Source organism: Streptomyces sp. NPDC029526, assembly GCF_040637405.1.
In the GTDB taxonomy this organism is placed as follows: domain Bacteria; phylum Actinomycetota; class Actinomycetes; order Streptomycetales; family Streptomycetaceae; genus Streptomyces.
Genome location: NZ_JBEZWE010000024.1, coordinates 51,106 through 73,688, shown reverse-complemented (window position 1 = coordinate 73,688; position 22,583 = coordinate 51,106). Strand labels below are relative to the sequence as shown.

The window sequence follows — 22,583 nt, the reverse complement described above, 5'->3', positions numbered from 1 at the left end:
TTCTCAAGGAACGGACACTTCCTTCGTACTCACCCTCTCGGGCTTTCCTCCGGGCGCTTCCCTTCGGTCTTGCGTTTCCGACTCTATCAGATCTTCCCGATCCGATTTCCTCGGCGCTTTCCAGGTCGACGCTTTTCGCGCTTTCCCTTTCCGGCGGACCCGACATTATCAGAAGTTCCGGACCGGTCGGACCGGCCCTTGTTTTCCGATTCATCGGGAGAGGCTTCATCGAGAGTCTTCGGAAGAAGTGCTTCGAGAAGCAGACAGATGCTCACTGTTGTGTTCCTGGAGGGCTGCCTTGCGGCTACCCGTCCCCAGGCAACTGTTCGAATCTACCTCCCCGCAGTCTCCGTGTCAACGGATCCCGTGGGGCGAAGAGGACACTAGCAGCTCCCCCGTGCCGGATGCACATCAGGCCGCGGTCGGCACGGTGGCGCTCCGCTCCGAGGCGTCGAGGTCGCCGGTCTCGCCGGACCGGGCCGCGCGTCCGCCCACGACGTAGACGTACGCCAGGAAGGCCACCTCGGCGACGACGCCGATGGTGATGCGGGCCCAGGTGGGCAGGCCGGACGGGGTGACGAAGCCTTCGATGGCGCCGGAGACGAACAGCACCGCGGCCAGACCGATGGCCATCGCGAGCGCCGCTCTGCCCTCTTCGGCGAGGGCCTGGCGGCGGAGGCGCGGGCCGGGGTCGATGAGGGTCCAGCCGAGCCGGAGACCGGTGCCGGCGGCGACGAAGACCGCGGTCAGTTCGAGGAGGCCGTGGGGCAGGACCAGGCCGAGGAAGGTGTCGAGCCGGCCGGCCGAGGCCATCAGACCGAAGCCGACCCCCAGGTTGAGCATGTTCAGGAAGAGGATCCAGATCACCGGCAGCCCGAGGAACACGCCCAGGATGAGACAGAGGGCCGCAGCCCAGGCGTTGTTCGTCCAGACCTGGGCGGCGAACGACGTGGCGGGATGGCTGGAGTAGTACGTCTCGTACTGGCCTCCGGGACGGGTGAGCTCCCGCAGTTCGCTCGGTGCGGCGATGGACGCCTGCACCTCCGGGCTGGTGCCGATCCACCAGCCGAGGAGCGCGGCGACGGCCGTGGACAGCAGTGCCGTGGGCACCCACCAGTGTCGGGACCGGTAGACGGCCGCCGGGAAGCTGTGGCCGAAGAAGTGGGTGACGTCCCGCCACGACGCGCGGCGCGCTCCGGTCACGGCGCTGCGCGCGCGGGCGACCAGCTGGCTGAGCCGTCCGGTCAGCTGGGGGTCGGGGGCGGCGGACTGGATCAAGGAAAGATGGGTGGCCGTCCGTTGGTAGAGGACGACGAGTTCGTCGGCCTCGGCACCGGTGAGCCGGCGCCTGCGCCGGAGCAGGGCGTCGAGGCGGTCCCACTCCGCGCGGTGGGCGGAGACGAAGACGTCCAGGTCCATCGGTGTGCCTGCTCCTCGGCTGATCGACTCGGTCGGCGTGGTGGGCTTGTCGTACTGCGATCGGCAACAGCTTGGCAGACTGGCGGGGTGAGGGGCATGCGAGGGAAGGGCGGCGGGCGTGAGTGAGCTGGTGACGGGCGAGGCGGTGGCGTTGGAGCTGCGCCCGGCGAGGTTGCCCAGCCGGGCCTTGGCGGTGCTGCTCGACCTGGTGGTCGCGATGACGGCCTACGTGATCCTGACCATCGTGGTGATGATGTCCACCGCCTCGTTGGACGAGGCGGCGCAGACGGCGATATCCCTGTCCCTGTTCCTGCTCGTCCTGGTGGGCGGTCCGATCGTGGTCGAGACCCTGACGCACGGGAAGTCGCTGGGGAAGCTGGCGTGCGGGCTGCGGGTCGTGCGGGACGACGGGGGGCCGATCCGGTTCCGGCACGCGCTGGTGCGGGGTCTGATCGGCGTGATCGAGATCCTGATGACGCTCGGAGTGGTGGCCTGCATCGCCTCGTTGGTGTCGGCCCGGGGGCGGCGGCTCGGGGACGTGTTCGCGGGCACCCTCGTCGTCCGGGAGCGGGTGCCGGCCGGGCGCACCGGGTTCGTGCCGCCCCCGCCGCCCTGGCTGGCCGGACGGTTCCAGGGGCTCGATCTGTCGGCGGTGCCCGACGGGCTCTGGCTGGCGGTGCGGCAGTACCTGACGCGGATGCAGCAGCTGGACCCGCAGGTCGGCTGGGCCATGGCGGAGCGGCTGGCCTCGGACCTGGCGGACCGCACCGGGACGCCGGCGCCGCCCGGAGTGCCCCCGGCCGCCTATCTGGCGGCGGTGATGCAGGAGCGGCAGGTGCGGGAGGCCCGGCGTGCCTTCGCGAACGGCCCGGCCGCGGAGGTCCGGCCGGCCGGTGGGGCCGGCCCCGCGGGACCCTTCGGCCCGCCCGGACACCCGGCGGCACCGCACGCCCCGGCGTCCGCGCCGACCGTTCCCGGTGCGCCGTCCGCCTCCCCCATGACGCCGCCGGCACCGGCGTCTCCGTCGGCCCCCGCCTCCCCTGCGCCTCCTGCGTCTGCTTCCCCTTCGGCACCGCCCGCTGCTGCGTCCTCCACCGCGGTGCCGCCGGGGCCCGCCGGGCCGTCGGACACATCGTCGGACGCGCCCTCCGTCGGCCGGTCCGCCGGCGGTTTCGTACCCCCCGCTTAGCAGGGCTCGGGGGCCGGGGCTGCGAGGCCGTGGGCGTCGTGCACCGCGGTGCCGCAGGGCCGTGGTGCGCGCGCCCCGTCGGTCAGGGGAAGACCGACGGGGGCGACTCCAGGTCCTCCAGCTCGATGCCCGGTGCCGCGAGGACGACGTCACCGGCGAGGTGCACGGTGTGCCGCTCGCCCGTGTCCAGGGCGGTGACCTGGTACGCGTCCACGATCAGCGGGCCGTTGTCAGTGGCGTGTGCTTCTCTTTCCACCAAGGCCCAGGACTGGTCCACGGTGCGGGGGGCGAGGACCGGGTCGGTGAGGGCGACGAGGCGGACGCGGGTGGCCGACGTGGAGGGGGTGAGGCGCAGGAGACGCGCGGTGGCGACGAGGAACGCCGGGGACGAGCCGGTGAAGGCGTGGGCGCGCACATTGCCTTCGGTGGCGTGGGTTCCGGTCGGGTCGGTGCGGACCCAGGTGACGCCGTCGAGGGCGGCGCCGCGGATCTGCCAGCCTCCGGCGTGCAGTTCGAGGCGGATGGGGCGGCCGAGTTCGTCGAGTGCGAGGTCGACGGAGCCGTGGTCGCCGCCGGACGGCGTGGTGAGCCGGGAGACGTAGCGCCAGCCGGAGGGCCCGGGGGCGCACTGGAAGTGTTCGTCAGCGAGGGGGTGTGATCGTGCGGATCGTGGAGCGCGTAGCGGCCGCGGGGCATGGGGTCGGTCCTGGGTCGTGACGGGTCGGTCCGCTGAGGAAGGGGCCGGCGCGCCGGAAGGTCGGGCTCCGGGAGAAGGTCGGGCTCCGGGAAGCCGGGTGCCGAGGGCGGGCTGCGGAGAGGCCGGGCTCCGGAGGCCGGCCGGGCGGGGGCACGGGCAGGCCCCCCGACACGGGGGTGCGGGGGGCCTGTCGCGTGGACCTGCTGCCGTGGGCGCGTGCGGGCGTGAAGGCTCGGGCGCGTTCCGCCCGGCGGCGGGCCGGGGGTCGGATCAGTAGCGGTAGTGGTCCGACTTGTAGGGGCCTTCGACCTTCACGCCGATGTACTCGGCCTGCTCGGGGCGGAGCGTCGTGAGCTTCACGCCGAGCGCGTCGAGGTGGAGGCGGGCGACCTTCTCGTCGAGGTGCTTGGGCAGCACGTAGACGCCGGTCGGGTACTCGTCGGGCTTGGTGAACAGCTCGATCTGGGCCAGGGTCTGGTCCGCGAAGGAGTTGGACATCACGAACGACGGGTGGCCGGTGGCGTTGCCCAGGTTCAGCAGGCGGCCCTCGGACAGGACGATGATCTTCTTGCCGTCGGGGAACGTCCAGGTGTGCACCTGGGGCTTGATCTCGTCCTTGACGATGCCGGGGACCTTGGCGAGGCCGGCCATGTCGATCTCGTTGTCGAAGTGGCCGATGTTCCCCACGATCGCCTGGTGCTTCATCCTGGCCATGTCCGAGGCCATGATGATGTCCTTGTTGCCGGTCGTGGTGATGAAGATGTCGGCCGTCTCGACGACCTCGTCGAGGGTCGTGACCTGGTAGCCGTCCATCGCGGCCTGCAGGGCGCAGATCGGGTCGATCTCGGTGATGATCACGCGGGCACCCTGGCCGCGCAGGGACTCCGCGCAGCCCTTGCCCACGTCGCCGTAGCCGAACACGACGGCGGTCTTGCCGCCGATGAGGGTGTCGGTGGCGCGGTTGATGCCGTCGATCAGGGAGTGGCGGCAGCCGTACTTGTTGTCGAACTTCGACTTGGTGACAGCGTCGTTGACGTTGATCGCCGGGAACAGCAGGGTGCCGTCGCGCTGCATCTCGTACAGGCGGTGGACGCCGGTGGTGGTCTCCTCGGTGACCCCGCGGATCTCGGAGGAGAGCTGGGTCCACTTCTGCGGGTTCTCGCTCAGGGTGCGGTTGAGCAGTTCGAGGATGACGCGGTGCTCGTCGGACTCGGCGGTGTCCGGCGAGGGGGCCTTGCCGTCCTTCTCGTACTCGACGCCCTTGTGGACGAGGAGGGTGGCGTCACCGCCGTCGTCGAGGATCATGTTGGGGCCGCCGGTGGGACTGTCCGGCCAGGTCAGCGCCTGCTCGGTGCACCACCAGTACTCCTCGAGGGTCTCGCCCTTCCAGGCGAAGACCGGGACGCCCCGCGGGTTGTCGGGCGTGCCGTCCGGGCCGACGGCGATGGCGGCCGCGGCGTGGTCCTGGGTGGAGAAGATGTTGCAGGACGCCCAGCGGACCTCGGCGCCGAGGGCGACCAGGGTCTCGATGAGGACGGCGGTCTGCACGGTCATGTGCAGGGAGCCGGTGATGCGGGCGCCGGCCAGGGGGCGGGCCTCGGCGTACTCCTTGCGGATCGCCATCAGGCCGGGCATCTCGTGCTCGGCGAGGGTGATCTCCTTGCGGCCGAAGTCGGCCAGCGAGAGGTCGGCGACCTTGAAGTCCTGTCGGTTGTCGACAGTCGTCATTGCGAGCTGCTCCTCGGGATGTGGGTCGAGGTGGGTACGGCTGGTCTGCGCGGCGGCGGACACCTGGGTGCCCGGGGAGGACACTGGCATGCCCGCGTGCGCGCAGCGCAGTCCGTCGGAGGCCCTCTCTCCCTCGGCCGGTCCACAGGCGGACCGCCCGACCGCCATCAGCAGCGACGTCTGGCTCCGTCCCAAGCTACACCGCGGCCCCGGGCGACCCCCAGTCCGTCACGGTACACATCAAGCCGAACACGAGGCGTCAGTGACGTGGCTGTCCCCGCGGCGGCCGCCCGCCCCCGGTCGGGCCGGTGCGGGCGAGCCTGGCGATCGGGGCGATCGGGGCGAGCGGGCTCGCCGCCGGAAGCGGTGGGGCGTGTGCGCCGGGCGGCCGGGGTGGCCCGGCGCCCCCAGGGGCGGCGGCGGGGAGCCACCGAGGCGGGCCTGGTCCCGTACGGGCGGCTCCCCCTCGGACGGGCTCCTCCGGCGGGCTCCTCTGGCGCCTCCCGTGGGGCGCGCCGTGGCGGACGCCGACGTCGCCGGGGCGGACGTCGACGTCAGTGGGCGGAGGGGTCCGGGGCCGGTCCGCCGGGGGTGGCCTCGGGATCGGCGCCCTTGGCGGCCTCGGCCGCCTTGTAGACGTCGGGCTCCAGGTAGATCACACGGGCGATCGGCACCGCCTCGCGGACGCGGGCCTCGGCGGCGTCGATGGCGGTGGCGATCTGCGTGGCCGTGTCGTCGTGCCGCACCGCGATCTTCGCGGCGACGAGCAGTTCCTCGGGGCCGAGGTGGAGGGTGCGCATGTGGATGATGCGGGTGACGGTGTCGCCGTCGACGAGGGCCGTCTCGATCTTCCGGGTCTCGTCGAGGCCGGCCGACTCGCCGAGCAGCAGCGACTTGGTCTCCAGGGCGAGGACCAGGGCGATCACGATGAGCAGGACGCCGATGCAGAGGGTGCCGATGCCGTCCCAGACACTGTCACCGGTGAGCAGGGCCATCCCCACGCCGCCGAGGGCGAGGACCAGGCCGACGAGGGCACCGAGGTCCTCCAGGAGGACGACCGGCAGCTCGGGCGCCTTCGAGTGGCGGACGAACTCCTTCCAGGAGCGCCGGCCGCGCACGGCGTTGGACTCCTTGATGGCGGTGCGGAAGGAGAGGGTCTCGACGATGATCGCGAAGACCAGCACGCCGACGGGCCAGTACCAGTGGGTCAGTTCGTGGGGGTGCTTGATCTTCTCGTAGCCCTCGTAGAGGGCGAACATGCCGCCGACCGAGAACAGCACGATGGAGACGAGGAAGGCGTAGATGTAGCGCTCGCGGCCGTAGCCGAAGGGGTGCTCCGGGGTCGCCTTGCGCTGGGCCCGCTTGCCGCCGACCAGGAGCAGCGCCTGGTTGCCGGAGTCGGCGAGGGAGTGGACGGATTCGGCGAGCATCGACGAGGAGCCGCTGAAGAGGAACGCCACGAACTTCGCTACCGCGATCGCGAGGTTGGCGGCGAGTGCCGCCACGATCGCCTTGGTGCCGCCTGACGCGCTCATGTGTCCGCGTGGTCCCTTCGTGTGCCGGTTGCCGTGGGCCGAGTTCCGGGTGCGGGCGGGCGCGGGTGGGCGCCCGCCCGTGGGTGTCCCGTCCGGGACGGGGCGCCATTGTTGCAGCCCCGTCGGGTACGGCGCGTCAGGTCGCGGTCACCGGGAGGTCAGACGACGACGGTGGCCCGGAACAGGGTTCCGGCACCGGTCACTTCGGCCCTCTCCCCCGCCGGGACGAACACCGATGTGCCGGGCGTCAGGTCGTGCTCGCCGGCCCGGACCGTGCCGGCGGTGCAGAGCAGGATCTGCGCCGTGTCCAGGGTCAGGTCGTGGGTGGCGCCGCCCTCGGGCAGGACGTACCGGGAGAGCCGGAACTCGTCGGTCGGGGTCTCGTAAACCTCCTCGCCGTCGGGTGCCGCCTCCGGGCGGAGGATGCCGGCGTCACGGGCCTCGAAGCGGACGATGCGCAGGAGTTCGGGCACGTCGACGTGCTTGGGGGTCAGGCCGCAGCGCAGCACGTTGTCCGAGTTGGCCATGATCTCGACGGCGAGGCCGTCGAGGTAGGCGTGCGGCACACCGGCGTCGAGGTAGAGGGCCTCGCCGGGCTGGAGCCGGACGTGGTTGAGGAGCATCGCGGCGATGACGCCGGGGTCGCCGGGGTGGTGGTGGGCGATGCCGGCGTACGGGGCGTAGTCGCCGCCGAGGCGGTCGCAGGCGGCGGCGGTCTCGGCGACCGTGCGGGCCATCTCCTCGGGGTCGGCGGTCAGGACGGCGGTGAGGACCTCGCGCAGGGCCGCGTCCTCGGGGCGGGCGTGCAGCAGGTCGACGTACGGCTTGAGGGAGTCCACGCCGAGGCCGTCGAGGAGTTCGGCGGCGCGCAGCGGGTCGCGGAAGCCGCACAGCCCGTCGAACTCGGTCAGGGCGCAGACCAGTTCGGGCTTGTGGTTGGCGTCCTTGTAGGTGCGGTGGGCGGCGGTGACGGGGACACCGCGCCGTTCCTCGTCGGCGTAGCCCGCCTTCGCCTGGTCCAGGTCGGGGTGGACCTGGAGGGAGAGGGGGGCGCCGGCGGCGAGCAGCTTCAGCAGGAAGGGCAGCCGGGGGCCGAACCGGGCGACCGCGGCGGCGCCGAGTTCCTGCTCCGGGGCGGCGTCGATGATCTCGGCGAGCGTGCCCCGCGCGGTGCGGGAGGGGGCGCCGGGGTGGGCGCCCATCCACATCTCCGCCTGCGGCTCGCCGGTCGGCTCGGTGCCGAGCAGCCGCGGGATGGCGGTGGTGGATCCCCAGGCGTAGGGGCGGATGGTGTTGTCGAGGCGGTCCATGGCGGTTCTGGTTCCTTCTGCCGGTTCTGGTGCGGACGCGGTGGAGGGCGGGCCGTCCCGGGTGAAGCTCAGCGTGCCGAGGTGAGCGCCAGGTAGACGGCGGCGAAATCCGTGACGGCGATCAGCTCGGCGAGGGTCTCCAGCTCGCCGCCCGCTTCGGGTTCCAGCTCGCTGATCGGGGTGTCGTGGCCGAGGGCGAGTTCCCGGGCGGCGGGTGCCGCGGTGAGCCCGCCGATGGGGCGGTCGCGGAGCAGGACCACGCGGGCGTGCAGGGCGGGCGTCTCCTCGACGCGGTCGCGGAAGAAGTCGTCCGGGTCGGCGCTGGCGGCCAGCGGGCCGGCCAGCAGGGCGCTGTGCGCGGCGAGCGCCTCGGGCAGTTCGGCGACGACGGCGGGGCGGCCGGACAGTTCGGCGAGGGCGGCGGCGAACCGGCGGCCGGCCGGGCCCGCCGAGACGCCCTCGGTCCACACGACGGGGAGCGCGTCGGCGAGTTCGGCGGCGAGGGTCTTGGCCGGGTTGCTGTAGGTGACGATGGCGGGTCCGCAGTGCTCGGCGACCCGGTCGAGGCGGTCGGCAACCGCGGTCAGGGCCTCGGGCGGGGCGGTGAGCAGGCCGGTGCGGTCCAGCAGGGCGATCAGCGGGGTGAGCAGGGCCCACAGGACGCCGGGTGCGGCGGCGGCGAGGGGTTCGTCCTGGTCGTAGGGGGCCGACGCCATGGGGATGAACAGGCCGTGCGCGCCGCTCACCGCGTCGGCGAGCGGGCTGCGGGCGGGGGCGACGGCGACGACGGTGCAGCCGCGGCGGTAGGCCTGCTCGCAGAGCAGGGAGAGGCCGGGTTCGGAGCCGTCGGGGGTGGCGATCAGCAGCAGGTCGACGGAGCCGGCCCAGCCGGGCAGCTCCCAGCGCAGGGCGCCCGCGGCGGGCGCCACGCCGGTCGGGGCGAGCCGGGTGACGGGGCTGCCCGCGCCCGCCAGGGTGCCGAGCAGGTCGGCGGCCTGGGTGGCGGCGGCACCGGGACCGGCGATGAGCACCGCGCGGGGCCGCCCGTCGGGTCTGAGCTCGCCCACGCCGGCCTCGGCGGCGTGCCGGACGGCGGTACGGACACGGGCGCCGGCCTCGGCGGCCCCGCGGAGCAGCCCGCGGTGGTCGGCCTCGGCGAGGCCCTCCGGTGAGTCGAGCAGCGATTCGTCGAACATGGGGGCGGGAGCCTCCGATCGGCGGGGCGTCGGTACGCGGGGGCGCCGGTCGCTGGTGCGCCGGGTCGCCGGAGCGCCGGTCAGGCGGGGCGGCGGGCCTCGTCGACGAGGAGGACGGGGATGCCGTCGCGGACCGGGTACGCCAGGCCGCAGTCCTGACCGGTGCAGATCAGCTCGGCGTCCCGCTCCTCGAGGGCGGAGTGGCAGGCCGGGCAGGCGAGGATCTCCAGGAGGCCGGCTTCGAGCGGCATGGGGGTTCCCTTCGGGACGGGCGGCGCGCACGGGCGCACGTATGGGGATGTGCCTGGTCAGGGTACCGCCGGTGGCGGGGACGTGGGCGGCGCCCCGGGACGGGTCGGCGGCCGGGCGGCCGACCCGGCACTGGGCCGGCCGCCGGGCGGGACACCGACGAGGGGGCCGGTGGCCGGGCGGCAGCCGCCTGGCGAGGCGGGCCCGGGCGTCGTGCGGCAGCTCCCGGGCCAGGCGGCGACAGCCGTGCGTCGGGCCTCGGGCGAGGCGGCCAGGAGCTTTGCGGCAGGCCGTGGGCGCGGGAGGCCGGGAGCCGCACACCAGCCCGTTGGGCGCGGGCAGCAGGGAGCTGTGCGGGACCGCGAGGGAAACGCATCGGCGGCCGGGCGACGCCCCCGGGCGAAGCGCACCGACCGCCCGGCGGCACCGCAGGGCAAGGCCCTCACGCTCCCGGTGGAGAAGCCGCGCGGACGCCACGCAGGCCGGGCAGGCCGGGCAGGCCGGGCAAGCCGCGCGGGCAGCAGGCGTCGGGCAGCACCTGACCGACCGCGGCACCGGCCCGCCACCTGCCGCACCGCCTCGACGCCGGGGCCGCGCGGCCCCGGCGCGTCAGCCCGGGCACGTCAGCCCATGCGCGTCAACCTGTACACGCCGCCCCCGCTCGTCAGCCCCGGATGATGGCCAGCGCCTCGTCGCGGACGCGGGCCATGGTGGCGGCGTCGCGGGCCTCGGCGTTCAGGCGGAGCAAGGGTTCGGTGTTGGAGGGGCGCACGTTGAACCACCAGTCGGCGGCGGTGACGGTGAGGCCGTCGAGCTCGTCCAGGGTGATGCCGTCCCGGCCCTCGTAGGCGGCCCGGAGGGCGGCGAGGCGGGCCGTCTGGTCCTCCACCGTGGAGTTGATCTCGCCGGAGCCGGCGTAGCGGTCGTACTGGGCGACCAGCTCGGAGAGGGTGCCGTCCTGGCCGCCGAGCGCGGCGAGGACGTGCAGGGCGGCGAGCATGCCGGTGTCGGCGTTCCAGAAGTCCCGGAAGTAGTAGTGGGCCGAGTGCTCCCCGCCGAAGATCGCGCCGGTGGCGGCCATCTCGGCCTTGATGAAGGAGTGGCCGACGCGGGTGCGGACCGGGGTGCCGCCCTGCTCCGCCACGACCTCCGGCACGGACCAGGACGTGATCAGGTTGTGGATGATCAGGCCGGTGCCGCCGTTGCGGGCCAGCTCGCGGGCGGCGACCAGGGCGGTGATGGCGGACGGGGAGACGGGTTCGCCTCGCTCGTCGACGACGAAGCAGCGGTCGGCGTCACCGTCGAAGGCGAGTCCGAGGTCGGCGTCCTCCTCGCGCACCCGCTTCTGGAGGTCGACGAGGTTGGCCGGGTCGAGGGGGTTGGCCTCGTGGTTGGGGAAGGTGCCGTCGAGCTCGAAGTACATCGGGACCACGGTGAGCGGCAGCCCGGCGAGGACGGTGGGCACGGTGTGGCCGCCCATGCCGTTGCCCGCGTCGACGACGACCTTCAGGGGCCGCACGGAGGTCAGGTCGACCAGGGAGCGCAGGTGGGCCGCGTAGTCGTCCAGGGTGTCGCGCGAGCGGACGGTGCCGGGGCGGGCGGCCGGCTCGGGGGCCCCCTCCTCGCTCCACCGCTCGACGAGGGCCCGGATCTCGGCGAGGCCGGTGTCCTGGCCGACGGGGGCGGCGCCCGCGCGGCACAGTTTGATGCCGTTGTAGCGGGCGGGGTTGTGCGAGGCGGTGAACATCGCGCCGGGCAGGTCCAGCGCGCCCGAGGCGTAGTACAGCTGGTCGGTGGAGCACAGGCCGATCTCGGTCACGTCGGCGCCGAGCGCCGCGGCGCCGCGGGCGAAGGCCCGGGACAGTCCCGGGGACGAGGGCCGCATGTCGTGTCCGGTGACGAGGGCGGTGGCACCGGTCACCCGGGCGAAGGCGGCGCCGAACAGCTCGGCGAGCGGCTCGTCCCACTGGTCGGGGACGACTCCGCGCACGTCGTACGCCTTCACGATCTGCGACAGGTCAGCAGCCACGGCCAGCCTTTCCGGAAGTCTCTGGGTCCGATCGGACCCCCCACAAACTACCGGCAGGGTTCGAACACCGACCCGGGGTGTTCGGAAGTGACTGCGGGGCCACGGGCGACGGCCCGGCGGGCCGGGTGGTCGAGGCCGGCGTGCCCGTCGACGGGCGGCGGGCCGTCCCGAGCCCTGAGCCCTCGGCCACGGGCCCTGAATCCTGAGCCCTGCGGCCATGAGCCCTGCGGCCTTGAGCCCTGGGCGGGTGCGGCGCCGTCAGTTGTCGGGGGAACGCAGGACGCGCAGGTGGCCGCGCCGGGCGACCTCCATGGGGTCCGCGGCACGCCCTCCGCCGCCGGCTCCGGCCGCCCGCTCCTGCGGGCGCGCGGCCTCGCGCACGGCGTTCGCCAGGGCTTCCAGGTCGTCCCCGCTGGGCTGGGCCGGGGCCGAGCCGTCGAGGAGCCGGACGACCTCCCAGCCGCGGGGCGCGGTGAGGCGCTCGGAGTGCTCGGCGCACAGGTCGTAGCAGTGGGGTTCGGCGTAGGTGGCGAGCGGGCCGAGGACCGCGGTCGAGTCGGCGTAGACGTACGTCAGCGTCGCGACGGCGGGACGGCCGCAGGCGGTGCGCGAACAGCGACGTACAGGGCTCACGATGTTGGACGGTACCGCACTCTTGAGCGGGCCGCGACGACTCTCCACCAGGTCACTCCACCGTGTCGTGGCGTGAAACGCCCCCCACGCCCCACTGCTCCCGCCTCGCCGAACTGCCGCGACGCGTCGTTCCGGGGCACGGGTCGATTCTGATCGCTGTCACCGGTTGGCACAAACGTCATCAATTGTTGAGACCGAGATGGTCCCGAGGGGATACGTAATCGAGCCCAACCTTGGCTGAAAAGGTCATCCGGTGACATGACGCGCGGTCCGGCGGGAAGCCACGGGGGGCCGGGCGGCCGGGCCCCGTGACGACTACCCTGCACTGTGATGGACAACCCTGTGACGCCCCGTGCCGCCGGCCGCCCCGGGCCCCGCCGCCGTGATCGCCACGGTCGGGGCATGCGCGGTCCGATCGCACCTCCCCAGGTGCCGCTCGCGGCCAGCCGGGCGGAGGTGTTCGCCGATCTGGTGCAGGACTCGGTGGAGCGTCTGGAGCGGCGGTGGCCCCAACTCGCCGACGTCGACTTCCTGGTGCTGGAGGTGCCCCGGCTGGACGGCCGCGCCGGCGGCGGGACCGGTCCGGGCTGGAGCGAGGAGTCGGTGCCGCTGGGCGGCACGTCCCCGGCCCTCGACGGCCGTCCCGCCCGGGTGGTGGTCTACCGGCGACCGGTGGAGATCCGCACCAAGGGCCGCGACGAGCGGGCCGCGCTCGTCCACGAGGTCGTGGTGGAGCAGGTCGCCGAGGTGCTGGGGCTCACCCCGGAGACGGTGGACCCCCGGTACGGCGAGGACTGACACCGGCCCCGGCACGGCGAGGACGGACGGCCCGGCCCATCCGGCACGGCGAGAACCGACGGCCCGCCCCGCCCGACGGCCTCCGGCGCGGTGCCGTCGCCGCGGCCCCGGCGGCGGCCTGCGGGCGCCGTGCCCTCACCGCTGCAGGACCGACAGGTCCTCCTCGGCCCGCGGCACGGCCACCAGGCCGCGGTCGTCCGGCAGGGGCTGCACGGTGAACGCCGGGACGCCGTCGTCGGGGGCGGTGAGGGTGCGGGAGGCGTAGACGGGCGGGGCGCCCGGTTCCGGTTCGACGGTCAGCGCGTAGGTGCCCTTCAGGCCGCTCGGCACCGGCCCGTCGAGGTGCTGCGTGGTGCCGGACTTGATGGTGAACGTCTCGGACTCCGGGCTGCCGCCCTCGCTGCCCGCCGACGCGGTCACCTTGACCTTGGCGGTGCCCTCGGGGGCGGTGACGGCCAGGACGGTGCCCTTGGCGGTGTTGCCGGCGGCGGTCGCGCGGGCGCCCACCGGGCGGGCGGCGGGGATGAACGCCGACTCCTGGTCGTCGCCCTCGCCCCGCAGGACGCGGACGGCCGCCACCACCGGCACCGGGCGGTCGGCCGGGGTGAGCAGCAGGGAGCCCGCCTCGCCGCGGGTGACCTCGCCGAGGTCGACGGCGGTCGTCGTCCCGGCCTTCACCTGCACGGTCTCGTGGCCGGCCGGGGTGATCGGCCCGGAGGGGGAGGCCAGCCGCACCTTCAGGTCGGCGTCGGTGTCGCCGGGCGTGAAGAGGACCAGGCGGACGGCGGTGGCGTCCTCGGGGAGGCCCGGCAGGACCAGGCTGCCGGCCGGGTCGGCGGACGCGGCCAGCCAGTCGCCGCCCAGCGTGTCGTCCAGCGCCTGCACGGACGCCCCCACCCGGCCGCTGCGGACGACGACGTGGACGGTCACGTCGGTCTCCTCCGCCTCGGTGAGCGTGGACAGCAGGACCGGCTCGGTGGAGTGCGGCTGCACGGTGATGCCGTCGTCGACCACCGTCTCCAGGGCGCCGTCCTTGCCGTACAGCTCGATGTCCACGACGGCGGCGGAGTCGTCGGGGTTGGTGAGGTGGACGTAGTCGGTGCGGTCGGTGCCGGTGCTGGCGCCGGGGAACCAGAACTCGGTGTCCGGGGCGGTGCAGGCGACGCCCTGCAGACCGCGGCCGGTGCCCGCGGCCACCTCGGTGGTCTGCTGGAGCGTCCAGCCGGGCGCGAAGCGGCCCTCGGCGGTGCCGACCAGTGCGGGCGCCTCACCGCCGGTGGCGTCGCCGGTGACCGGCTTGCCCGGCTCCTTCGGCTTCAGGACGGGCTCGGCGTCCTTGTCACCGGACTTCCCGTCACCGGACGCCTCGTCATCAGAGCCGTCGTCGGCCGTCCCGTCCTGCTCCCCGTCCCCGTCCCCGTCCCCGTCCCCGTCCTCGTCCGCCGCGTCCTTCTCCGGGGCCTTCGCACCGGCGGGCAGGAGCTCGGCGGCACCCTGGTCACCGGTGCCGTCCGTGACGGGCGTGAAGGACGTGTACGTCGTCTCGGCCAGGTCCGAGGTGCTGGGCGCGGGGCACAGCAGGCTGGAGCGCTCCACCGGCAGACGGCGGGCGGCCGTGGTCGCGGTGGTGTCCGCCGCGGGCTCCGGGGCCGTCAGCGCGGCGACACCGGTGACGGCGGCGAGCGCGGTCGCCACGGCGATCAGGGACAGGGTGGGGCGGTTCACTGCTGGCTCCCGTCGGGGCGCTCGGGGCCCGTGCCGTGCGGGTCGTGGTGCTGCTGCGGGTCGTAGGGCGCGCCGTAGTCGTGCGTCCCGGCCGGGCCGTAGCCCTGCTGCCCGTACGCCGACGGGTCGTACGGCGCCTGCTGCGGCGTGCCGCCGTAGGCGTACGGGTCGTACTGGCCCTGGCTCTGCTGGTGGGCGTCCTGGGCGTACGGGTCGTACTGGCCCTGCTGGTACGGATCGGCCTGGTAGGCGTCCTGCGGGTACCCGCCCTGCTGGTGGCCGTCGGCCTGGTAGGCGTCGTGCCGGTACGGCTGCCCGTACTCGTCCGTCGCGTACGCCTGCTGGTGGCCGTCGCCGCCCGGGGTGTCCGGGCCGGTCCGGCCGGCGGTGACGTGGGCCGCGCCCTGGTACTCCCCCGCCTGCCAGGCGGTGTGGTCCGCCTGGGCCGGCACGGTGACGGGCGGCGGGGCGGGGACATCGTCGGCGCCCGGGACCGCGTCGGCGCCCTCGCGTGCCGCGTCCGCCTCCGCCTGGGCGCGCAGGCGGCGGGCGCGGCGGCCGTCGCCGGCCAGGTCCTCGGCGGTGACGGCGGGCTCCTCGGGCAGGTCGTCGTCGATGTCGCGGCGTCGGCCGGGCAGGGCCATGACGACCAGGACGACGGCGAGCAGGCCCTGCGCCCACAACCAGGCGGTGTGGGTGAACGGCTCGTCGTAGGTCACGTCGAGACGGCCGCCGGAGGCCGGCAGCCGGAAGCCCTGGGCCCAGCCGTCGACCGTGGTGCGGGGCAGCTGCTTGCCGTCGAGGGTGGCGCTCCAGCCCGCGTCGGCGGTGTCGGCGAGGCGCAGGATCCGGCCCTGGGGGCCGTCCGGGATCTCGGTGTGGATCTCGACGGGTCCGGCGGCGACGGGCCGTGCACCGCCCCCGGTGCTCGCGGCGTCCCCGGCGTCCTCGGCGTCCTCGGCGGGGAGGATGCTCGCGCGGGCGACCTCGCGGTCGACCCGCCACAGGGCGCCGCCCTCCTGCTGGCTCAGCCGGGTCAGGCCGGGCGTGGCGTCCAGGACGCGGGCGACCTCGCGGGACGCGCCCCGGTGGACCAGGACGTAGCGGACGGCGAAGCCGCCGAGCTGGTCGGCCTGGTCCGCGCCGGACCCGGCGACCAGGTTGGCGACGACCTTGTCGAGGGTGCCGTTCCCGCCGGCCGCCGCGACGATCTCGGCCTCCCCCATGCGGGCGCCGGAGCCGCGGACCAGCATGTAGCGGACCCGGGCCGCGGAGTCGCTGTCCAGGACGAGGGTGCGGGCCTGGTCGCGGGTGCGGCTCTCCTCGGCGACGAACGCGGGGACCTGGACGGGGTCGCGGCGCTCCAGGGGACCGTCGGCGCCGCGGATCGTCCAGCCGGCGGCGAGCAGCAGCGGGCCGGCGGCGCAGGCGAGGGCGATCAGGGCGGCGACCGGCTGACGCCAGCCGAAGCTCTGCTCGGCGACCCGCGCGCGGGCTCCGTCGGCACCGAGCAGGGCGGCGCCCAGCAGGGCGAGGCCGTAGACCAGGGTGGCGGGGCCGGACCAGGCGGAGCCGTTGGACAGGACCGCGAAGAGCAGGCCCGCCAGGGCAGCCGCCCAGGCCGTCAGGATGGCCGGCCGGCGCTCGGCCCGCAGCAGGGCGGCGAGCGCGGCGAGCACGACACCCATCAGCAGCGGACCGCCGGCGGTGCCGGGGCCGCCCGGGTTCGCGCCCAGCAGGTCGAGGGCGGAGGCGGTGGACGCCTCGGTGTCCATGCCTGCCTCGCGGAAGAACCCGAGGGGCAGCAGGGACAGCGACCACGGGGCCAGGACCAGCAGCGGCACGCCGAGCTGGGCCAGGAAGCGGGGCCCGTAGGCGGCGAGGTCGCGGCGGCGCAGGGCGAGGACGCCGAGGCCGAGGACCAGCGCGAGGGGCCAGACGATCGGGGTGAAGGCGGTGGTGAGGGTCAGCAGCAGCGCGTACGCCCAGGTGGCGCGCCAGCTGCCGCGGGTGTCCTCGGGCCGGGTGAGTCCGGCGGCGGCGACGCCCGCGCGGGCGAGGAGCGGCAGCAGGACGGCGAGTACGGCGGTGCCGACGCGGCCGTCGGCGAGCGCGCCGGTGACGGCGGGCAGGAAGGCGTAGGCGACGGCCGCCCAGGCGCGCAGCAGCCGGGACTCGACCAGCGAGCGGGAGGCGAAGTAGGCGGTGAGGCCGGCCAGCGGGACCGAGCCGACCAGCAGCAGGGTGACGGCGAGGCCGGTCGAGCCGAGCAGCAGGGTCGCGAACGCGGCGAGCACGGCGAGGTAGGGCGGGGCGGAGCCGGTGCTGCCGGTGCCCACCGCGTGCCAGGCGTCGGTGTAGCGCGCCCACAGGTCACCGGCGTCGGCGGGGACCGGGAGCAGGGCGCCGCCGGCGAGGGCGCCGCCGCCGAGGAGGTGGCGGCAGGCCGTGAGGGAGACCAGCAGCAGCACCACGAAGAGCACCGGGGCCGGCTTGCGGGCGATGCGCTTGAGGCGGGCGAACTGCTCGATCTCCAGGAAGTCGGCGTCGTCGCCGCCGGGGCCGGACTCGACGGCGCCGCCGTGCCGTCCGGCGCCCGAGGCGGTCTCCGGGTCGGAGCGTCCGACGAGGCTGCCGGCGACCTGCTCGACGGTGACGCGGACGGTCGCCCCGGGCGGCGGGAACAGCGGCCGCAGCTCGGCCTTGTCGACCTGCGGGGTGCCGCGGCGGCGCCGTCCGGCGAGGATGCGTTCGGGGCGCAGCAGGGTGCCCAGCAGGCCGCGGATCTCGTCGAGGGCCTGGCCGGGCACCTTGCCCACGAGGTGGGCGAGGGTGCGCAGCAGGGTGCCCAGGACGAGCCGCAGCAGGACCCAGGGCAGTGCCGCGGTACGGGTGTTGACGAGCAGGGTGTGGACCGCGCCGGCCTTGTCGACCTTGTGCGGGGAGGCGGCGGTGCGGCCCACGCAGTCGACGGTGCGCCGCTCGCGGGAGGCGGCCTCGGCGTGCCGGACGACGGCCTCGGGGGCGACGAGGACCCGGTAGCCGGCGGAGTGCGCCCGCCAGCACAGGTCGACGTCGTCCCGCATCAGGGGCAGGTGCGGGTCGAAGCCGCCGAGTTCCTCGAAGACGTCACGGCGGACCAGCATGCCCGCGGTGGAGACCGACAGCACGGTGCGGACGTGGTCGTGCTGGCCCTGGTCCTGTTCGCGGCGGTCCAGGCCGGTCCAGCGGCGGCCGGAGTTGGCGATGGAGACGCCGACCTCCAGCAGTTGCCGGCGGTCGTACCAGCCACGCAGCTTGGGTCCGACGACGGCCACGTCGTCGCGGCCGAGTTCGTACTCGTTCTCCACCACGCGCAGGAGCTGGGCGAGGGCGTCGGGTTCGGGGGCGCAGTCGTCGTGCAGCAGCCACAGCCACTGCACCGGTTCCCCGTGGGGCAGTTCGGGCAGGTCGTAGGCGTCGTCGCGCCAGCTGCGGGTGACCGGGTCCCAGCCGCTGGGCCGCTTCAGGTAGGGCAGGTCCTCGGGGGTGAGGTGGGGGGCGCTGCGGTCGCACTCCTCGACGGCCTGGCCGAAGCCGGTGCGCCGGGCGAGGTGCAGGACGCGGTCGTCGCCGAGGGCCTCGCCGAGCAGCCGGGCGGAGTCGTCGGCGCTTCCGGTGTCGGCGCCCATGGCGTACTGGACGGGCCGCTCCTGGCCGAGCAGCCCGGAGAGCGCGTCGGGCAGCCAGCGGGTGCCGTCGTGGGAGACGAGGACCGCGGTCACCACATGACGCGGGAACTCGGGTGCGGCGGCGGCGTCTTGGGCGGCTGCCGGGTGGCTGTGCACGGACATCGAGGTACGGGCCCCGGTTCGGTGGACTGAGGTGGACGCCCGTGCGCGCTGGGGGCGGCGGGGCGTCTCGGACGAGCGACCACACTAGCGGCTGGTCCGCACAGCGGCCCGCCGCCTGTGGACAACCCACGGGCGACGGGCCGATCGTGCCGTATGTACTGGTCTGGCGGGTCCGGGGCGGCGGTGCGGCCTCCCGGGCGCGGGGTTCCGCGGCCGGTGGGAGCGGTGCTCCGGCGGCGGCGGAGGTGCCGCGCGGTGGGTCAGACCGCGGCCTTCTTCAGGCGGCGGCGCTCCCGCTCGGACAGGCCGCCCCAGATGCCGAAGCGCTCGTCGTTGGCGAGGGCGTACTCGAGGCACTCGGAGCGGACCTCGCAGGCGAGGCAGACCTTCTTGGCCTCCCGGGTCGACCCGCCCTTCTCGGGGAAGAAGGACTCGGGGTCGGTCTGGGCGCACAGTGCGCGCTCCTGCCAGCCGAGCTCCTCTTCCGCGTCGTCGACCAGCAGTTCCTGCACCAGCTCGGTCATGTGCGCCCCTCGTCCGTCTTCCACGTCCCCGTGATGCAGCCGTTACCGTTTCCGGCTGAACGACACGAGTGAAATTACAAGTGTGCTGCTCCGGGCGAGTCAAGCCGAAATCTGCTATTGGGCCCCTTATTCACTCTGCGGAACCAAGGCCAAGCGGAAAGTGTTCAAATCGCCATAAACCTTGACACACAGACTGGGCCCGCGAAGCACCCCGCCCCGCGCGCAACCTCCACAGGGAAGGACGTCCGGCAGAAAGGACTTGTTCCGGCACGCGCGACGAAGCGAACCTGATCACATTCGGATCACAGGATCACAACGACGTTCATGCTCCCGGTCGTGCGCACCATGTGTCCCGGGATCCGTATGAGCAAACCTTTCACCTGCGAGATGAACCGGATGAGGTGAACCGCGTCCCACGAACGGGGCGTCGAGTTGACAGTGGGGGTGTGAACCGCTGTCCTTGTGGGCATGCTCGCGAACTCGGCACTCACCTCGACCCGCTCCGCCGGGTCCCCCGGTGCTGCCCTCGTTCGCTGTAGCTGTCGCTCCTGCGGCTGTTGAGCCCTTCCCCCGCTCCGGCCGCCGCCGCCGCGTCGTACCCGACCCGGCCGCTGTGACCCCGCTCCCCCGCAGGGCGCCCCGCGCCGCCGTCCGCGATCCGGACGCCCGCGACACCGTCCTCGCACCCCCTGCCACCGCCTGCCACCGCCTCTGAGCCGAGGAACCACCGCACCCATGAACAGCGACAGCGACCTCCAGATCGCCGGCGACATCCTCGAAGTGCCCCACCTGCTCCAGGCCCCGCGCCGACACCCCGCCACCGTCGCCGACTTCGTCGGCCTGGCCCGCTCCCTGGCCGCCGACCGCGCCCAGTGGGAGCCCCTGGTCCGCTTCGACGCCACCACCCGCTGGTACCACCGCCTGCGTGCCGTACCCGGGGCGTCGGACCCGGCGCTGCCGGCCGGGGGGCCGCCGCACGACGCCGCCTCCCCCGGCACCCCCGGTTACGAGGTCTGGCTGCTGTCCTGGGTACCGGGGCAGGGCAGCGGGCTGCACGACCACGGCCGCTCCTCCGGGGTGCTCACCGTCCTGTCCGGCGCCCTCACCGAGCGCACCGCCCGCGGCACCCGGGTGCTGACCCCGGGCTCCCAGCGGGTGTTCGCGCCGGGCTACGTCCACGAGGTCGTCAACGACGCCCTGGAGCCGGCGGTCAGCCTGCACGTCTACTTCCCCGGCCTGACCGAGATGCCGATGCACCCCGCGGCCGGGTCCGGGGCGGCCGGGCGGCCCTCCCCCGCCGCCCGCCGCGCGTCCGGGGCGCTGCCCGGGTCCCCGACTGCCTGACACGGGGGCGGGGGCGCCTGCCAGACTTGCCCCATGCGCATTGTGGTTCTGGCAGGCGGCATCGGCGGTGCCCGTTTCCTGCGCGGTCTGAAGCAGGCCGCGCCGGACGCGGACATCACGGTCATCGGCAACACCGGCGACGACATCCACCTCTTCGGGCTCAAGGTCTGTCCCGACCTCGACACGGTGATGTACACGCTCGGCGGCGGCATCAACGAGGAGCAGGGCTGGGGGCGGGCCGAGGAGACCTTCCACCTCAAGGAGGAACTCGCCGCCTACGGCGTCGGCCCCGAGTGGTTCGGGCTCGGCGACCGGGACTTCGCCACCCACATCGTGCGGACCCAGATGCTCGGCGCGGGCTACCCGCTGAGCGCGGTCACCGAGGCGCTGTGCGACCGGTGGAAACCGGGCGTGCGGCTGATCCCGATGACCGACGACCGGGTGGAGACGCACGTCGCCGTGACCCTCCCCGACGACGAGGGCGCGGGCGCCGGCGAACGCCGGGCCGTCCACTTCCAGGAGTACTGGGTGCGGCTGCGGGCGTCGGTGCCCGCCGAGGCGATCGTGCCGGTCGGCGCGGAGCAGGCGAAGCCCGCGCCGGGTGTCCTGGAGGCGATCGGCGCGGCCGACGTGATCCTCTTCCCGCCGTCCAACCCGGTGGTGTCCATCGGCACCATCCTCGCCGTGCCCGGCATCCGGGAGGCCATCGCCGAGGCCGGCGTGCCCGTGGTGGGCCTGTCGCCGATCGTCGGCGGCGCCCCGGTGCGCGGGATGGCCGACAAGGTGCTGGCCGCGATCGGCGTGCAGAGCACGGCGGCGGCGGTCGCCGAGCACTACGGTTCCGGTCTGCTGGACGGCTGGCTGGTCGACACCGCCGACACGGCCGCGGTGGAGCGGGTGGAGGCGGCCGGCATCCGCTGCCGGGCCGTCCCGCTGATGATGACCGACGTGGACGCGACCGCCGCCATGGCCCGCCAGGCGCTGGCCCTCGCCGAGGAGGTGCGCGCCCTGTGACCGGCACGCACCGGGAGCCCGGCTACCGCGTCTGGGCGGTCGCGGGCCTGCCCGAGATCCGCAAGGGCGACGACCTCGCCCGGCTCATCGCCGACGCCGAGCCGGACCTCGCCGACGGGGACGTCCTGCTCGTCACCTCGAAGATCGTCTCCAAGGCGGAGGGCCGCGTCGTCGAGGCCGCCGACCGGGAGGCGGCGATCGACGAGGAGACCGTACGGGTGGTGGCCCGGCGCGGCCCGCTGCGCATCGTGGAGAACCGGCAGGGCCTGGTGATGGCGGCGGCCGGCGTCGACGCGTCCAACACCCCTTCGGGGACGGTGCTGTTGCTGCCGGAGGACCCCGACGCGTCGGCCCGCTCGATCCGGGACGGCCTGCGCGACGCCCTCGGCGTCGAGGTCGGCGTGCTCGTCACCGACACCTTCGGGCGCCCCTGGCGGACGGGGCTCACCGACGTCACGATCGGCGCTGCCGGGGTCCGGGTCACCGACGACCTGCGCGGCGGCGAGGACACCCACGGCAATCCGCTGAGCGCCACGGTCGTCGCCACGGCCGACGAACTGGCCGCCGCGGGCGACCTCGTGAAGGGCAAGACGGCCGGGCTGCCGGTGGCGGTCGTGCGCGGGCTGCCCCGCCTGGTCACCCCGGAGGACGGCCCCGGCGCCCGGGCCCTGGTCCGTGACGCGCGCGACGACATGTTCCGCCTCGGCACCTCGGAGGCGGTCCGGGAGGCCGTCACCGGGCGGCGCACGGTGCGCAGCTTCACCGACGAGCCCGTCGACCCCGAGGCGGTGCGCCGCGCGGTCGCCGCCGCCGTGACGGCACCCGCCCCGCACCACACCACGCCCTGGCGGTTCGTCCTGCTCCCGTCGCGGGAGTCCCGGACGCGTCTGCTGGACGCCATGCGGGACGCCTGGATCGCCGACCTGCGCGGGGACGGCAAGTCGGAGGAGTCCATCGCCCGGCGGATCCGCCGGGGGGACGTGCTGCGCAACGCCCCCTTCCTGGCGGTGCCGTGCATGGTGATGGACGGCTCGCACACCTACGGCGACGCCCGGCGGGACGGCGCGGAGCGCGAGATGTTCGTGGTCGCGACCGGCGCCGGGGTGCAGAACTTCCTGGTCGCCCTGGCCGGGGAGCGGCTGGGCTCCGCCTGGGTGTCGTCCACGATGTTCTGCCGTGACGTGGTCCGCGAGGTGCTGGACCTGCCGGCCCACTGGGACCCGATGGGCGCGGTGGCGATCGGTCACCCCGCCGGGGAGCCCGGGCCGCGGCCCGCGCGGGACGCGGACGCCTTCATCGAGGTGCGGTGAGCCGGTCCCGCGAGCGCCTACCCTCGTAGGGTCCCTCCGCGGCCCCGGCC

The 22,583-nt window shown here is 74.5% G+C and carries 16 protein-coding genes and 1 pseudogene; 5 read left to right on the top strand and 12 right to left on the bottom strand.

Annotation, left to right across the window (positions count from 1 at the left end):
* Nucleotides 1-411: 411 nt before the first annotated feature.
* Nucleotides 412-1,419 carry a stage II sporulation protein M gene (locus AB0F01_RS29400; protein ID WP_362101901.1) on the bottom strand — a complete coding sequence of 336 codons (1,008 nt, stop codon included), beginning with the start codon at nucleotides 1,417-1,419 and terminating at the stop codon, nucleotides 412-414.
* Between the two features lie 118 nt (nucleotides 1,420-1,537).
* Between AB0F01_RS29400 and AB0F01_RS29395 the strand changes: the two genes are divergently transcribed.
* Nucleotides 1,538-2,608 carry an RDD family protein gene (locus AB0F01_RS29395; RefSeq protein WP_362101898.1) on the top strand — a complete coding sequence of 357 codons (1,071 nt, stop codon included), beginning with the start codon at nucleotides 1,538-1,540 and terminating at the stop codon, nucleotides 2,606-2,608.
* A gap of 82 nt (nucleotides 2,609-2,690) precedes the next feature.
* On the opposite strand, the pseudogene AB0F01_RS29390 reads toward AB0F01_RS29395, so the two are convergent.
* The 8 genes and pseudogenes from AB0F01_RS29390 to AB0F01_RS29355 form a co-directional block, all read right to left on the bottom strand.
* A pseudogene (locus tag AB0F01_RS29390) lies at nucleotides 2,691-3,304 on the bottom strand (hypothetical protein).
* Nucleotides 3,305-3,575: 271 nt separating this feature from the next.
* Nucleotides 3,576-5,033, bottom strand: coding sequence for an adenosylhomocysteinase (ahcY, locus tag AB0F01_RS29385; RefSeq protein ID WP_362101895.1), 1,458 nt, complete (start codon nucleotides 5,031-5,033; stop codon nucleotides 3,576-3,578).
* A 554-nt stretch (nucleotides 5,034-5,587) separates the two neighbouring features.
* On the bottom strand, nucleotides 5,588-6,568 hold the full coding sequence (locus AB0F01_RS29380) for a cation diffusion facilitator family transporter (RefSeq protein ID WP_362101892.1): 981 nt from the start codon (nucleotides 6,566-6,568) through the stop codon (nucleotides 5,588-5,590).
* Nucleotides 6,569-6,726: 158 nt separating this feature from the next.
* Nucleotides 6,727-7,878, bottom strand: coding sequence for a mannose-6-phosphate isomerase, class I (manA, locus tag AB0F01_RS29375; protein ID WP_362101889.1), 1,152 nt, complete (start codon nucleotides 7,876-7,878; stop codon nucleotides 6,727-6,729).
* Nucleotides 7,879-7,946: 68 nt separating this feature from the next.
* Nucleotides 7,947-9,074, bottom strand: coding sequence for an SIS domain-containing protein (locus AB0F01_RS29370; RefSeq protein ID WP_362101886.1), 1,128 nt, complete (start codon nucleotides 9,072-9,074; stop codon nucleotides 7,947-7,949).
* Nucleotides 9,075-9,154: 80 nt separating this feature from the next.
* Complete coding sequence (locus AB0F01_RS29365) at nucleotides 9,155-9,325, bottom strand: Trm112 family protein (protein ID WP_362101883.1); 171 nt, start codon at nucleotides 9,323-9,325, stop codon at nucleotides 9,155-9,157.
* 662 nt (nucleotides 9,326-9,987) lie between these two features.
* Complete coding sequence (locus tag AB0F01_RS29360) at nucleotides 9,988-11,352, bottom strand: phosphomannomutase/phosphoglucomutase (protein ID WP_362101880.1); 1,365 nt, start codon at nucleotides 11,350-11,352, stop codon at nucleotides 9,988-9,990.
* Nucleotides 11,353-11,610: 258 nt separating this feature from the next.
* The gene (locus AB0F01_RS29355; RefSeq protein ID WP_362101877.1) at nucleotides 11,611-12,033 is read right to left on the bottom strand and encodes a DUF3499 domain-containing protein; all 423 of its coding nucleotides are present in this window, start codon (nucleotides 12,031-12,033) and stop codon (nucleotides 11,611-11,613) included.
* A gap of 282 nt (nucleotides 12,034-12,315) precedes the next feature.
* On the opposite strand from AB0F01_RS29355, the gene AB0F01_RS29350 reads away from it, so the two are divergent.
* The gene (locus AB0F01_RS29350; protein WP_362101874.1) at nucleotides 12,316-12,783 is read left to right on the top strand and encodes a metallopeptidase family protein; all 468 of its coding nucleotides are present in this window, start codon (nucleotides 12,316-12,318) and stop codon (nucleotides 12,781-12,783) included.
* A gap of 135 nt (nucleotides 12,784-12,918) precedes the next feature.
* Here AB0F01_RS29350 and AB0F01_RS29345 read toward each other — a convergent pair whose 3' ends face one another.
* The 3 genes from AB0F01_RS29345 to AB0F01_RS29335 all read right to left on the bottom strand — a co-directional run bounded on the left by AB0F01_RS29345 (nucleotide 12,919) and on the right by AB0F01_RS29335 (nucleotide 18,865).
* Nucleotides 12,919-14,508 carry a DUF5719 family protein gene (locus AB0F01_RS29345; RefSeq protein WP_362101871.1) on the bottom strand — a complete coding sequence of 530 codons (1,590 nt, stop codon included), beginning with the start codon at nucleotides 14,506-14,508 and terminating at the stop codon, nucleotides 12,919-12,921.
* Nucleotides 14,505-18,341 (bottom strand): glycosyltransferase, encoded by a 3,837-nt coding sequence (locus AB0F01_RS29340; RefSeq protein WP_362101868.1) that lies wholly within the window; start codon nucleotides 18,339-18,341, stop codon nucleotides 14,505-14,507. Before AB0F01_RS29340 ends, AB0F01_RS29345 begins: the two co-directional genes overlap by 4 nt.
* A 260-nt stretch (nucleotides 18,342-18,601) precedes the next feature.
* Nucleotides 18,602-18,865 carry a WhiB family transcriptional regulator gene (locus AB0F01_RS29335; protein WP_362101865.1) on the bottom strand — a complete coding sequence of 88 codons (264 nt, stop codon included), beginning with the start codon at nucleotides 18,863-18,865 and terminating at the stop codon, nucleotides 18,602-18,604.
* A gap of 735 nt (nucleotides 18,866-19,600) precedes the next feature.
* On the opposite strand from AB0F01_RS29335, the gene AB0F01_RS29330 reads away from it, so the two are divergent.
* Genes AB0F01_RS29330 through AB0F01_RS29320 form a run of 3 tightly spaced genes read left to right on the top strand, consistent with a single transcriptional unit; the run spans nucleotide 19,601 to nucleotide 22,533 of the window.
* Complete coding sequence (locus AB0F01_RS29330) at nucleotides 19,601-20,209, top strand: cysteine dioxygenase family protein (protein WP_362101862.1); 609 nt, start codon at nucleotides 19,601-19,603, stop codon at nucleotides 20,207-20,209.
* A gap of 33 nt (nucleotides 20,210-20,242) precedes the next feature.
* On the top strand, nucleotides 20,243-21,223 hold the full coding sequence (cofD, locus tag AB0F01_RS29325) for a 2-phospho-L-lactate transferase (protein WP_362101859.1): 981 nt from the start codon (nucleotides 20,243-20,245) through the stop codon (nucleotides 21,221-21,223).
* Complete coding sequence (locus AB0F01_RS29320) at nucleotides 21,220-22,533, top strand: coenzyme F420-0:L-glutamate ligase (RefSeq protein WP_362101856.1); 1,314 nt, start codon at nucleotides 21,220-21,222, stop codon at nucleotides 22,531-22,533. The genes cofD and AB0F01_RS29320 overlap by 4 nt, the downstream gene beginning before the upstream one ends.
* The last annotated feature ends 50 nt before the right edge of the window (nucleotides 22,534-22,583 follow it).

Excerpts from the sequence above, each read along its gene's own strand:
- AB0F01_RS29400 (WP_362101901.1), bottom strand. The coding sequence starts at position 1,419 with ATGGACCTGGACGTCTTCGTCTCCGCCCACCGCGCGGAGTGGGACCGC.
- ahcY (WP_362101895.1), bottom strand. The coding sequence starts at position 5,033 with ATGACGACTGTCGACAACCGACAGGACTTCAAGGTCGCCGACCTCTCG.
- AB0F01_RS29380 (WP_362101892.1), bottom strand. The coding sequence starts at position 6,568 with ATGAGCGCGTCAGGCGGCACCAAGGCGATCGTGGCGGCACTCGCCGCC.
- manA (WP_362101889.1), bottom strand. The coding sequence starts at position 7,878 with ATGGACCGCCTCGACAACACCATCCGCCCCTACGCCTGGGGATCCACC.
- AB0F01_RS29370 (WP_362101886.1), bottom strand. The coding sequence starts at position 9,074 with ATGTTCGACGAATCGCTGCTCGACTCACCGGAGGGCCTCGCCGAGGCC.
- AB0F01_RS29365 (WP_362101883.1), bottom strand. The coding sequence starts at position 9,325 with ATGCCGCTCGAAGCCGGCCTCCTGGAGATCCTCGCCTGCCCGGCCTGC.
- AB0F01_RS29350 (WP_362101874.1), top strand. The coding sequence starts at position 12,316 with ATGGACAACCCTGTGACGCCCCGTGCCGCCGGCCGCCCCGGGCCCCGC.
- AB0F01_RS29340 (WP_362101868.1), bottom strand. The coding sequence starts at position 18,341 with ATGTCCGTGCACAGCCACCCGGCAGCCGCCCAAGACGCCGCCGCCGCA.
- AB0F01_RS29335 (WP_362101865.1), bottom strand. The coding sequence starts at position 18,865 with ATGACCGAGCTGGTGCAGGAACTGCTGGTCGACGACGCGGAAGAGGAG.
- AB0F01_RS29330 (WP_362101862.1), top strand. The coding sequence starts at position 19,601 with ATGAACAGCGACAGCGACCTCCAGATCGCCGGCGACATCCTCGAAGTG.
- cofD (WP_362101859.1), top strand. The coding sequence starts at position 20,243 with ATGCGCATTGTGGTTCTGGCAGGCGGCATCGGCGGTGCCCGTTTCCTG.